Here is a 12,812-nt window from a genome sequence, read left to right as displayed (position 1 = left end):
CTACCGGCTTCGCGGAAACAGCGCGACAAGCGCACCCAGTCGTGCGGTTACCAGATCGAGCTGGTCTTCCTGTGTCTTCCCGAGACGGACGACGACGAGCTGGCGAGACGGCGAGACCAGCACAAACTGGCCAAGGTGACCAAGACAGGCGAACAGGTCGCGCGGGCCGCGTTCCGGGAACAGGGCGGGTTTGCCCGTTGTCGGCGTACGGTTGAGCCAGATCTGTGCGCCGTACTGCGCTTCGCGCGGAGACGGGGTGACCATGAAATCGATCCACTGGCGGGGGACGAGCTGGGCACCCGCCACGGCGCCGCGATTGCGCAGGAATTCGCCGAAGCGCGCCCAATCGCGTGCCGTGCCGTGAATCAGGCTGCCGCCGATCAGGGTGCCTGATGCGTCGAACTCTGGCACCATCGAGCGCATGCCGACCGGGTCGAACAAGCGCGTCCTCAGGTACTCCGCAACCGCGCGGCGGCGGCTTTCGGGGTCAGGCGCCGGTGAGAGCACGCGCGCGGCGAGATCGGCGAGAATGACGCTTGTCGCTGTCGAGTAGACCCACTTGCGGCCCGGCTCATACTGCAGCGGCTGGTCCTCCGCGTAGCGCGCCATCGCGTCACGTCCATCGAGGAACAGCATGCGTACTTCATCGGATTTCCATGGCGGCGCAACGGCTTCGGCATGGCGCAGGCCGGAGCGCATCTGGAGCAGCTGGCGCAGCGTGATTTCGCCGCGCGGATCACCGGGGCGCTGCCAGGCGGGAATGGGTGCCGGCTCGTCCAACCGCAGCCGGCCATCCGAAATCAGCATCCCGATCATGACACCGGTGATCGACTTGGCCATCGACCAGCTCACGAAGCGGGTGTTCTCGTGGTAGCCCGGCGCATACCGCTCGGCGATGACGCGCCCGCCTTGCATCACGATCACGGAGCGTGTTTCGGCCGCGTCTGACTCGCTGAACAGCGCATCGACCCGGCGTGCCAGTTCTTCGCGCGGTACGCCGGGATTGGCCGAGACCGCCTTGAGCGCTTCCGCAGAAACCGGGGGCGGCGCAGGTGGTGCAGCAGGGCTGCAACCGAACAGGGCTGGCACAAGCGCAAGCGGGGCGATAAAGGCAAGAGAGCGTCGGGCCATCAGGTGGCCAGCTTTTCTCCAGATCGACCCCGCATGGCAATGGCCAAACCAGCTGCTTCCCCCAAACCGGTCTCTTCCTCCACCCAGCCGCGCCGGCGGCGCTTGCGCTGGGCCCTGCTCGCGCTTGCAATCCTTGCTGGCGGCGGGGCCTTCGTGTGGCCGCAGCTGCATGGCTACGCCGTTACGGGCGCTGCCTATGGCGCGCGCGTCACGTGTTCCTGCCGCTTTGTCGGGGGCAGACCGCTCGGCGATTGCCGCAAGGATTTCGAACCGGGCATGGACCTTATCACCTTGACCGAGGATGCCACCGCACGCAGCGTAACCGCGCGGTTTCCGCTGATCGCACGGCAGACCGCAACTTATCGCGAGGGCTGGGGCTGCGTGATGGAGCCTTGGGGGAACTGACAGGGCGCTACGCGCTTTCGGCCCAGGGCGAGGTTTCTTCGATCCAGCCACCGCCGATTACGCGGTCACCGTCATAGAGCACGGCCGCTTGGCCCGGCGCCACACCGAATTCGGGCTGCTGGAAGCGGATACGGCAAGTGGCTCCTTCACCCAGTTCGCCCTCGATCGAAACCGGCACTGGCTTTGCGAGCGAGCGCACCTTGGCGGTGATCGAAGCTGCTGCGGGCGGCATCGCGCCGATGCGGTTGGTTTCACCCAGCCGCGCCGAGCCGACGGCCAGCATGGCCTTGGGCCCCACCATCACCCGCCGCGCCGATGCGTCCAACGCCGTCACATAGAGCGGTTCGCTCTGTCCGCCGATCTCGAGACCGCGCCGCTGGCCTACTGTATAGTGGATGACGCCGCGATGCGTGCCCAGCACCGCCCCGGTCGCGGCATGAACAATCTCGCCCGGCGCAGAACCTTGCGGCCGCATCTTCGTCACGATCGCCGCATAGTCGCCATCCGGAACGAAGCAGATATCCTGGCTGTCGGGCTTGGTCGCGACACCAAGGCCGAGCGCGGCCGCCATCGCGCGAACCTCCGACTTGGGCAGACCGCCAAGGGGGAAGCGGAGAAACGCCAGCTGTTCCTCGGTGGTGCCATAGAGGAAGTAGGACTGATCGCGTGCAGGATCGATGGCGCGATGCAACTCCGGCCCTTGCGCGCCCTCGATGCGCCGCACGTAGTGCCCCGTGGCGAGGCAGTCCGCCCCAAGGTCGCGCGCCATGGTGAGCAGGTCGGTGAACTTGGGCCCCATGTTGCAGCGAATGCAGGGGATCGGGGTGCGCCCGGCGAGATAGTCGTCGGCAAATCGCTCGACCACGTCCTCGCGAAAACGCGACTCATGGTCAAACACGTAGTGCGCGATGCCGAGCCGGTCGGCGACGGCGCGGGCGTCGCGGATATCATCGCCTGCGCAGCAGGCGCCTTTGCGACCAGTCGCAGCGCCATAGTCATAGAGTTGCAGCGTCACGCCGATCACTTCGGCGCCGCTTGCAGCCGCCAGCCCGGCGACCACCGAACTATCGACACCACCCGACATGGCAACGACGATTCGCCGCGGCCCATTTCCTTGCGGAAGTGAAAAAAGTTCTGCGGCCTCGCTCTCGCGCAGCGGAAGCGTGGCCGCCGCCGGAGACTCGTTTTCGGTCTCTGCAGGGGTTCCGTTTGTGCCCAACTTGCTTTGCATTCTGGCCCCATAGGCCCTTTCGGAGGCGAGCGGCAGGTCAAAAAAGCCCCTTGGCGGGGACGGCGCACTCTCCGCAAAACCTAACTCTTGGTGAAGGGGCAGTTTACCCTCCTTTATTGGACCGTGGGCTAGAGACCCGCTCATGGAGATGAGATTTTCCGATTCATGGCCACAGCCACCGGGCGATTCGGGCCGCGGGTTGCGCCCGCTCGGTTGGAGCGAGCTCTGCGCGCGGCTCGTGGCGGCGCACGATACGCGCGGCGTGCTTCCCGGGGCCGGGTCAGGATTGGTGATCTCCCGCAACTCAGGTTCGGACAGCGGCGCATCCGGACCCCACGGCGGAAAGGGCTTCAGTTTCCATGAATCGGCTGCGGTGTTGCTCCGGAGCGTTGAAATGGAATCTGAAGGGCCTGTTAACCCCGCCTCTTCAGCGAATGGAAATGACGTGAACGGCAAAGAAGGGTCACCTCCCGAAGTCGCCCCGCAACGTCGACCAGACGAGAATTGACATGATTGAGAATCAGAAAATCAAGCCGTCGCAAGTTATTGGCCCCCTTGGCGAGCCGCTGACGCTGGACAGTCTTCCGCCGCCATCGACCACGCGTTGGGTCGTTCGCCGCAAGGCCGAGGTCGTCGCAGCCGTTAATGGCGGTCTCCTCACGATCGACGAGGTGTGCGAGCGCTACAGCCTCACGCTCGAGGAATTCGCTTCCTGGCAACGCGCGGTTGATCGCTCGGGCATGCAGGGCCTGCGCGTGACGCGCATCCAGCACTACCGCGATCTTTACGAACGCCAACTCAAGTTCTGATTCGCCGGCATCGGTCAGACAAGCGCTCTGCTTCATGCAATGGCCGTCCCGATCATCGGGGCGGCCATTTGCTTTGGGCTATCTGCTTTGGGTCCTTTGCTTGGGATTGCCCTCAAGGGTTGGGTTCAAAGCACGATTGCGGTTGCATCGTCGCAACGCTCGAATCATTTGTTCATGCGCTTCGTCGAGCCGCAATTGTCACTCGTCGGATGCAGCGCTAAGACTACGATTGCGTGCGGCACAGCGTCGCTACCCGCGCTTGCGGGAAGTGATATAGTCAGATAACACACTTCCGTCAGGATGGGGATCGGCCCCTATCCCCGGCTGTTCGGCGCCCGACCGGGACTAAGGCACGTGAACGACATGAATTATGAAACGAAAATCAGATCCGGGCTGCAGCCCGCCATTGACCCAGCAGTGGGTGATGGTGATTTCGGTTCAGCGGGCGGTGGACAGCGCCGCCTTGTGATCGTTGCGGTCCTGATCGCAATTGCGCTCGGCTTCGGCTGGTATTTCATGCACAAGTCGCCGGCACCGACAGACGCTGCATCGGCCAGCAACTCGCAGGCCCAGTCGGTCAGCGTCATCACCCCGGGCCGCACCAATGTGACAGGATCGATCACGGCCAGTGGCACCATTGCCGCACGGCGCGAGATGCCGGTCGGGATTGCCGGTGAAGGTGGACGCGTCATCAGCGTGCTGGTCGATGCGGGCGACTGGGTGCGTGCCGGGCAGGTTCTCGCCGTGGTCGATCGTTCCGTGCAGGCGCAGCAGATCGCCGGACAGGCAGCCAACATCGAAGTCCAGCGTGCCAACGCTCGCATTGCACAAGCCAATCTCGACCGTGCGCTCAAGCTGGTCGAGCGCGGTTTCATTTCCAAGGCCGATGTTGATCGGCTCACCGCGACCCGCGATGCGGCGGTCGCGCAAGTGAGCGTCGCATCTGCCGAACTCGGCCAGCTTCGTGCAAGCAGCGCGCGGCTGAATATCGTTGCGCCGGCAGCGGGCCTCGTTCTCACTCGTGGTGTCGAGCCGGGTCAGATTGTCAGCCCCGGCAGTGGCGTTCTGTTCCGGATTGCCAAGGATGGCCAGTTCGAGATGCAGGCGCGGCTCGCTGAAAACGATCTCGCGCGGCTCGCTGTGGGCCAATCGGCCGAAGTGACCCCCGTTGGTACCGACAAGCCATATACCGGCCAGATCTGGCAGCTTTCGCCCACGATCGATGCACAGACGCGCGAAGGGGTCGCGCGCATCGCGCTGGCGTATGATCGGGCCTTGCGCCCTGGTGGGTTCGCAAGCGCGCAGATCCGCAGTGGTTCCGTGACGGCACCGATGCTTCCGGAATCGGCCATCCTGTCAGACCAGCAGGGTCCGTTCGTCTACGTGGTGGATCAGGGCAACAAGGTCTCGCGCCGCAGTGTGAAGACCGGTGACGTGACCGCGCAAGGCATTGTTGTGACCGACGGTCTCGCGGGCAATGAGCGGATCGTGCTGCGTGCGGGCGGCTTCCTCAACCCCGGCGATGTCGTGCGCCCCGTCACCGCAAACGCTACCGCTCCCGCTGCCCGCCCCGGCTCGTAAGCAGGGACGGCCACCATGAACTTCCGCAACATCTCCGCCTGGTCCATCCGCAACCCGGTGGTGCCGATCGTCCTGTTCCTCGGCCTCACTCTGGCCGGGATTATGGCCTTCATGAGCATGAAGGTGCAGGACCAGCCGGACATCGAGTTTCCGCTGGTCATTGTCACCATCTCCCAGCCGGGTGCAGCGCCGACCGAGATCGAGAACCAGATCACCCAGCGGATCGAATCCGCGGTGCGGACGATCGCTGGGGTGGACACGCTGAGCTCGACGGCCACCGAAGGCTCCAGCCAGACGATGGTCCAGTTCGCCATCGGCACGGACATCAATGCTGCGGTGAACGAGGTCAAGAACGCGGTCGATCAGGTGCGCGGCGATCTGCCCGAGGGCATCCTTGAACCGCAAGTGGTCAAGGCGCAGACCTCGTCCGACGCGATCGCATACTTCGCCGTTTCTGCCGACGACATGACCATCGAACAGCTTTCGTGGTTCATCGACGATACGGTGCGCAAACGGCTGCTGTCGGTGCCCGGCATGGCCGAGGTCGAGCGCAACGGCGGGGTAAACCGCGAAATCGCGGTCACCCTCGATCCGATGCGCATGAAAGCCCAGGGCGTCACCGCCACGCAGATCAATGCGGCGCTGCGTCAGGTCAATCTGAACGCTGCGGGCGGGCGTGCCGAAGTGGCCGGCTCGCGTCAGGCCGTGCGTGTGCTCGGCAATGCGGCGAGCGCTTTCGAGCTCTCCCGCACACAAGTCGGCATTTCAAACGGCCGGACCGTTCGCTTGTCCGACGTAGCTGACGTGCGCGACAGCTTCAGCGAAATCACCTCCATCGCCAAGAGCAACGGCAAGCCGGTGGTGACCTTCAGCATCGCCCGCGCGCGCGGCGAATCCGATGTCAGCGTGTTCGATGACACGGTCAAGGAACTCGGCAAGATCGAGAAGGAGCAGGGCGGTCGCGTCCACTTCATCCAGCTGTTCTCAAGCGTGGGCTACACCAAGGACCAGTACAAGTCGTCGATGTCGGCGATGGTCGAAGGCGCTGTGCTCGCGGTGATCGTGGTGTTCTTCTTCCTGCGTGATTGGCGCGCGACGATTGTTTCGGCGATCGCCATCCCGCTCTCGTCGATCCCCACGTTCTGGCTGATGAGCCTGATCGGCTTCACGCTCAACACGATGTCGCTGCTTGCGCTCGGCCTTGTCGCGGGCGTTCTCGTGGACGATGCGATCGTGGAGATCGAGAATATCGTCCGACACATGCGCATGGGCAAGTCCGCCTATCAGGCGGCCATCGACGCGGCGGACGAGATCGGCCTCGCGGTGGTCGCGACGACTTTCTCGATCGTGGCGGTGTTCCTGCCGGTTGCGCTGATGCCTGGCGTCTCCGGCCAGTTCTTCAAGAACTTTGGCCTTACCGTGGTCATCGCGGTGCTGTTCTCGCTGCTGGTTGCCCGAATGATCACTCCGATGATCGCGGCCTACTTCCTCAAGGCCCACGGTCAGGCGGAACATGGCAACGGGCCATGGATGCAGCGTTATATGCGCGTGCTAGAATGGTCGCTCGATACCCGCAGCGTTACCTCCTATCGCGAGCGCTTCCCGCGGCGTTGGTTCCGCGCGCGGCTGCGCGATCACCGCTTGTGGATGATGGGCGTTGCAGTGGGCGCCTTGGCCTTCACTGTTGTGCTGTTCATGGCCATCCCATCGCAGTTCTTCCCGGAGACTGACGGCGATTTCAGCCGCATCACGATCGAGATGGTGCCGGGAACCACGATCGAACAGACCGAGCGCAAGGTCGACGAAGTGCTATCGCTCGTGAAGGACGAACCCGAGATCGATGTTGCGTTGGAGCGCATCAACGAAGGCAATGGCCGCGTGTTCCTGGAACTGAAGCGTGATCGCAAGCGGTCCAGCATCGAGTTCGAACGCGCTCTCACGCCGCGGCTTCAGAAGGTCGCAGATGCGCGCGTCAGCTTCATGAACCAGAACGGCGGCGGTCCCGGCGGCGGTTCTGGGCGCGCTATCAGCGTCATGTTGTCCGGTTCCGATCCGGATCTCCTGCAGAAGACGGCGCAGACACTTGTCGAACAGATGAGTCAACTCAAGGAAGTCGTGGCTCCGCGCATCAGCGCCGATTTGCGCCGCCCGGAAATCGTGATCACGCCGCACCTCGATCTGGCCGCTTCGCTTGGCGTGACGACCCAGCAACTGAGCCAGGTCATCCGCATCGCGACACAGGGTGAGATCGACCAGAACAGCGCGAAGTTCTCACTTTCGGATCGCCAGGTGCCGATCCGGGTAAAGCTGCCTGTCGCGTCGCGTCGCGATTTGTCCACGCTGGAAAATCTCCCGGTTCCGACCATCTCCGGCGGATCGGTCCCGCTTTCGCGCGTGGCGACCATCGGCTTCGGCTCAGGACCGACCAGCATCCAGCGCTACAATCAGAACCGCCGCGTGTTCGTCGGGGCGGATTTGCCGCCGGGCGTTGTCAAGGGCACCGCGGATGCCGCGATCAAGGCGCTGCCGATCATGCGGAATCTGCCCCAGGGTGTCTCGAATGCTCCTGCCGGTGAAGATCGCTGGCAGGAGGAAATGCTCTACAACTTCATGGTCGCACTGGCGGCAGGCGTGCTGCTGGTCTTCTCCGTACTGGTGCTGCTCTATCGCCGCTTCATCTCGCCGCTCGTCAACATGGGCTCGCTGTTCCTCGCGCCGCTGGGCGGACTACTGCTGCTGCTGGCGACGGGTCAGGCGCTCTCGCTGCCTGTGTTCATCGGTGTCCTCATGCTGTTCGGGATTGTTGCGAAGAACTCGATCCTGCTCATCGACTTCGCGATCGAGGAAATGGCCAAGGGTACTCCCAAGCTCGATGCGATCATCGAAGCCGGGCACAAGCGCGCCCAGCCGATCGTGATGACCACCGTGGCGATGATTGCGGGCATGGTGCCAACGGCGGTTTCGCTCGGTGGCGACGCGGGCTGGCGTGCACCGATGGGCATTGTCGTGATCGGCGGCCTAGCGCTCTCGACGCTACTTACGCTGCTGCTTGTTCCGGCAGGGTTCAGCCTTGCTGACGGCCTCGAGAAGCGGGTCGGTCCGTGGATCGGACGGAGGGTGCTCTCATACGATCCGCGTGAAGCTGCGCGTGATCAGCACCAGCACGCTGCAGGCGAGGCCTTCCCGGCGGAGTGATCGCGACGCCAGGAGGACCTTCCGCCAGCTCTGCGCCAGAACTATCGGCTCACATGCGTCCGATGGCTGATCCTGCGCGCCGCATGCGGCTTTTCGCAACAGCGCTGCTTTTGCTGATGGCCGCGCTGTTCCTTGCTGCAAGGCAGCTTGAGGCAAACTATGCCGGCTGGGGGTTCCTGCGCGCCTTTGCCGAGGCGGCCATGGTTGGCGGCCTCGCGGACTGGTTCGCGGTTACCGCACTGTTCCGCCATCCGCTTGGCCTGCCCATTCCGCACACCGCGATCATCCCGGAGAACAAGGATCGCATTGCCGATTCGATGGCGGCATTTCTCCGCGCAAACTTCCTCACCCCGCCGGTTGTCGCGCGCCGCCTGCGTGGCCTGAATGCGGCCAGCGCCGCCGGCCAGTACCTCGCCAACCCGCGCCCCGGCGAAGGCCGGCTTGGGGCGGGTGCGGCAAGCCTCATTGCCGATGTGCTGGAATCGCTAGATCAGGAAAAGCTTGGCGGGATGGCCAAAGCCGCGCTGCGCAGCCGGATCGAGCGGCTCGCACTGGCGCCGCTGCTGGGCAACCTGCTTTCCGCCATGATCGCGGAAGGCCGCCACATGCCGTTGATCGAAGCCCTGATCCGCCGGTCAGCCGAAGCTCTGGAAGCCAACGAGGATCTCGTGCGCCGCATGATCCACGACAAGGCGAATACGGTGATGCGCTGGACGGGTCTCGACGAGCGTCTGGCCAACGGCATTCTCGACGGTCTCTACAAGCTTCTCGCCGAGACCGTGGTGATCGAGGATCATCCGCTGCGATTGAAGATCGAGGAGAGCCTGCATGCGCTGGCAGAAGCTCTGGTGAACGATCCTGCCATGCACGCGCGGGTCGAAGCTATGAAACGGGATGTCCTGGCCAACCCGGCGTTCGCGGCATGGCTTGATGGCCTGTGGGAGCGCGGGCGAGCTCAGCTGCTGCGCGCAGTCCGCTCTGGCGGCAGCGGGGCGGCAGATGGGGGTGACCGCATCGGTGCCTCGCTGGCCGAGCTGGGCCGCGCTTTGCAGCATGACTCGCGCCTGCAGATCCTCGTCAACCGCTTTGCGCGACGAACCTTGGTCGGTGTCGCCACGCGCTATGGCGGGGAGATTGTCCGGCTGGTTTCCGAAACCGTGCGCCGCTGGGATGCACGAACCGTGACCGATCGCATCGAGGGCGCGGTCGGCCGTGACCTTCAGTTCATCCGCATCAACGGCACGTTGGTCGGCGGGCTTGTCGGGTTGGCGATCCACGCAGTAGATGTAGCACTATGACTGGACCCGAACTCTCGACCGACCGCCTCGACCTTTGGCGACCTGCGCCGCGCGATCATGCCGCCATGATCGATCTCCTGGCGGACGACGAAGTCCGCCGCCATCTCGGCAGCCGACCGACCGGCGCTGTCGAGGAGTTCAATCGGCTTTGCCGCAACGCGGGATCATGGGCGCTGTACGGCTATGGCATTTTCACTTGCCGCGCGCGCGGATCGGACGAGGTGCTGGGTATCTGCGGCGTGTTCCATTCGTGGCGCGGGTTCGCACATGGCCTCGATGATACGCCTGAGATCGGTTGGATCTTCGCCCGCAAGACATGGGGGCAAGGGGTGGCGAGCGAGGCTGCGCGCGCCTCGCTCGGCTGGTTCGATGCGGCATTCCCGCACCGCAGGGTGGCCTGCATGATCAACGACACCAACCTGCCGTCGCTAGCCGTGGCCGACAAACTTGGCTTCGTCCGCTATGATGCGCACGAAGATGAGGGCGGCACGTTGATCCTGCTGGAACGGCTGCCCTAGCCGACGAAGGCGCGCTCGATCACGTACTCGCCGGGATGCGAATTCGCACCCTCGGTGAACCCGAAGCCTTCGAGCATGGCGGCGACTTCCTTGATCATCGTCATCGAGCCGCAAAGCATGACCCGGTCGTGCACCGGGTCGAAGTTCTTGGGCTCGCCCAGCGAACCTTGAAACAGCGTGCCATCGAGCATCAGGCCTTCGATGCGCTTATTGGTGTGGAAGGGCTCGCGAGTGACGGTGGGGATGTAGGTCAGCCGTTCCGCCGCCATCTCACCCACCAGCGGATCATCGGCCAGCCGGGCTTCCAATGTCTCGCGATAGGCAAGATCGGATACACCACGCACCGAGTGGACCACCGCGATCTGCTCGAACCGGTCGTAGATATCGGGGTCGCGGATCAGCGACATCCATGGTGCCAGGCCGGTGCCGGTGCCCAGCAGGAAAAGGCGACGACCCGGGAGTAGCGCATCGGCCACCAGCGTGCCGGTCGGCTTGCGGCCGAGATAGATGTGATCGCCCTCCTTGATCTTCTGGAGGCGCGACGTGAGCGGACCGTCCGGCACCTTGATCGAAAGGAATTCCAGCACCTCGTCGTAGGCGGGCGAGGCCATTGAGTAAGCGCGCAGCAGCGGGCGACCGTTGTCGCCCATCAGCCCGATCATCACGAACTCGCCAGACCGAAAACGGAAGCTCGGCGGGCGGGTGATCGTGAAGGAAAACAGGAAGTCATTCCAGTGGCGCACCGAAACGACTGTCTCGACCGAAAGGCTGGGGGTGGGTTCAAGGGGAAACTGGTCGGGCAAGAGGCGGCCCTCCATGGCTTGCAGCGATGCTGCCGGATGGGTGACAATCAGTCCTCACAGATAGACTGTCAAATTGATTTCACACTTCCCGGACGGGACAGTGCGAGGCGGCTGGGGATGTCAGTGGCCCGCCGGATCGGGCATGAAGGCCGGAGGCGCGGCCTCGCTGGCGAAACGCCAGGCGGAGAGATAGGCCAGTTTCACGATCTTCGTCATTTTCACGTAGTTGATCCGGTCGGCAGTGTCGGTGGTGTGGTGGTAATCGGGATGAAAGCCGGTGTTGAACCACATCGCCGGTACATCCTTCAGAACGAAGGGAAACTGGTCGCTGCGAAAAAACACGTTGAGCGCGTTCTCGTGATCGAACCGGTCATCGAGATCAAGCCCGACGCTGCGATTGGCGGACTGCACGGTGCGGTTGAAATCGGGACTGTAGGTTGCGCCGATCAGGTTCAGCCGGTTGGTGGTATCCTTGGGGATCTCGATCAACCCGGTGGTCTGGTCGCTCGGCTCCTCGTTGCGGCCGATCATGTCGAAATTGATCATTGCCCGGGTGGTGGCCAGCGGGCGCAGCGGGTGCATCGCCATGTAGTAGCTGCCGAGCAGACCGCGCTCCTCCGCCGCGAACACGGCAAAAAGAATCGAGCGCTTCGGCTTCACCGGATTGGCCATGAAGGCCCGCGCCAGCGCCACCACGCCGACGGTGCCGGAGCCGTTGTCGTCCGCTCCGTGCCAGATCTCCTGGCCCCCATTGCCGGTGGTGCTGCCATCATGATCATGGTGGGCGCTGACGATCACGGTTTCGGGCGCAAGCGTGGGGTCCGAGCCCGGCAACAGGCCGACCACGTTCGCCGAAACGCCGCGGCTGCGCGCGGTGTTTTCGAGATGGAGCGCAACGGTGGTATCAGCGAGCGGGCGCGACTGCGGGGTGAGGCCGCTATCAATCGCCGACTGCAGCGCCGGCGGGGTCATCCCGGCCTTGGCCAGCAAGGCCGCGCCGACCGCATCGGAAACAGTGAGCACGGGAATGCGCAGTTCGTCATCCGGCAGCGCCTGGCCGGGCAGCGGGGGGACGCGCCTTGCGCTGCCGCCGATGCGGTTTACACGCTCGAGGTTGGAGGGGTGCTTGCGGTTCGGTTCGGCCACGACAAGCAGGGCCAGCGCGCCGTGGGCCTGCGCGTTCAGGGCCTTGACGCGGTTGGTTGCGTGGCGGGTGTTGCCGGTGCCGTTGAAGCGCGAGGCCGGATCGTTTTCCTGCGGTTCGTGTTCGAACACGAGGACGACCTTTCCGCGTACGTCGAGGCCCTTGTAATCGTCGTAGCCGACACCGGGTGCGCTGATGCCATAGCCGGCAAAGGCGAGCGGGGCGGCAATATCGATATCATCGCGGAAGCCGCCAAGCATGTCGGGCGCCTTCCAGCTTTGTTCAGTGGTGCCGAGGCGCAGGGTGAGGGAATTGGCGGCGGGGTTGGGACGGTATTCGACCAGCGGCACGTTCTGGTACCAGCTGGGCGCACCCTTCGCATCGGTCGCGGCGGGCTGGAGGCCGGCCTTGGCGAATTCGGCGGCGATCCACTGGACCGCAGCGTCATCGCCGGGCTGGAGCGACATACGGCCGAGCAGCGCATCGGAGGCGATGAACGTGAGGTCGGCGCGCAGGTCCGCCTCGCGGATCTGTTCGTAGCCCGGGGCCTGGGCGGCCGGCACGGGTGCGAGCTTCGCCCCTTCGGCGTGGGCCGCGCTGGACCACGCCAATATTCCGAGGGCTGCGCCCCACGCTGCCTTGACCATCGCCATTCCCCCTGCCCAATCGATCCGAGGGCCTAGGGGCCGCCCGGCGG

The 12,812-nt window shown here is 64.4% G+C and carries 10 protein-coding genes; 6 read left to right on the top strand and 4 right to left on the bottom strand.

Annotated features, from left to right (window positions below; genetic code table 11):
* Positions 1 to 1,131, bottom strand: a complete 1,131-nt coding sequence (locus ACODS2_RS19800) for a serine hydrolase domain-containing protein (RefSeq protein ID WP_489000317.1) — start codon at positions 1,129 to 1,131, stop codon at positions 1 to 3.
* 39 nt (positions 1,132 to 1,170) lie between these two features.
* On the opposite strand from ACODS2_RS19800, the gene ACODS2_RS19795 reads away from it, so the two are divergent.
* Entirely contained in the window at positions 1,171 to 1,536 is a 366-nt protein-coding gene (locus ACODS2_RS19795; protein ID WP_489000316.1) for a hypothetical protein, read from the top strand.
* 7 nt (positions 1,537 to 1,543) lie between these two features.
* Here the strand turns inward: ACODS2_RS19795 and mnmA are convergent, their stop codons facing one another.
* Entirely contained in the window at positions 1,544 to 2,767 is a 1,224-nt protein-coding gene (mnmA, locus tag ACODS2_RS19790) for a tRNA 2-thiouridine(34) synthase MnmA (RefSeq protein WP_489000315.1), read from the bottom strand.
* Positions 2,768 to 3,276: 509 nt separating this feature from the next.
* Here mnmA and sciP point away from each other — a divergent pair.
* From sciP to ACODS2_RS19765, 5 genes are all read left to right on the top strand, one after another.
* Entirely contained in the window at positions 3,277 to 3,576 is a 300-nt protein-coding gene (gene sciP / locus ACODS2_RS19785) for a CtrA inhibitor SciP (RefSeq protein ID WP_147159651.1), read from the top strand.
* 363 nt (positions 3,577 to 3,939) lie between these two features.
* Positions 3,940 to 5,157, top strand: a complete 1,218-nt coding sequence (locus tag ACODS2_RS19780) for an efflux RND transporter periplasmic adaptor subunit (protein ID WP_489000440.1) — start codon at positions 3,940 to 3,942, stop codon at positions 5,155 to 5,157.
* A gap of 15 nt (positions 5,158 to 5,172) precedes the next feature.
* On the top strand, positions 5,173 to 8,352 hold the full coding sequence (locus ACODS2_RS19775; RefSeq protein WP_489000314.1) for an efflux RND transporter permease subunit: 3,180 nt from the start codon (positions 5,173 to 5,175) through the stop codon (positions 8,350 to 8,352).
* An 83-nt stretch (positions 8,353 to 8,435) separates the two neighbouring features.
* Positions 8,436 to 9,650 carry a DUF445 domain-containing protein gene (locus ACODS2_RS19770; protein ID WP_489000313.1) on the top strand — a complete coding sequence of 405 codons (1,215 nt, stop codon included), beginning with the start codon at positions 8,436 to 8,438 and terminating at the stop codon, positions 9,648 to 9,650.
* Positions 9,647 to 10,168 (top strand): GNAT family N-acetyltransferase, encoded by a 522-nt coding sequence (locus ACODS2_RS19765; protein ID WP_489000312.1) that lies wholly within the window; start codon positions 9,647 to 9,649, stop codon positions 10,166 to 10,168. Before ACODS2_RS19770 ends, ACODS2_RS19765 begins: the two co-directional genes overlap by 4 nt.
* Here ACODS2_RS19765 and ACODS2_RS19760 read toward each other — a convergent pair.
* Both ACODS2_RS19760 and ACODS2_RS19755 read right to left on the bottom strand, forming a co-directional pair.
* Positions 10,165 to 10,986, bottom strand: a complete 822-nt coding sequence (locus ACODS2_RS19760; RefSeq protein WP_298173560.1) for a ferredoxin--NADP reductase — start codon at positions 10,984 to 10,986, stop codon at positions 10,165 to 10,167. The genes ACODS2_RS19765 and ACODS2_RS19760 overlap by 4 nt on opposite strands.
* 105 nt (positions 10,987 to 11,091) lie before the next feature.
* Positions 11,092 to 12,762, bottom strand: coding sequence for a M20/M25/M40 family metallo-hydrolase (locus ACODS2_RS19755; RefSeq protein WP_489000311.1), 1,671 nt, complete (start codon positions 12,760 to 12,762; stop codon positions 11,092 to 11,094).
* Positions 12,763 to 12,812 lie beyond the last annotated feature (50 nt).

This window comes from Novosphingobium sp. FG137, from assembly GCF_057809735.1.
Note: the sequence above shows the minus strand (reverse complement) of the source record. Positions and strands in the feature narration are given on the sequence as shown.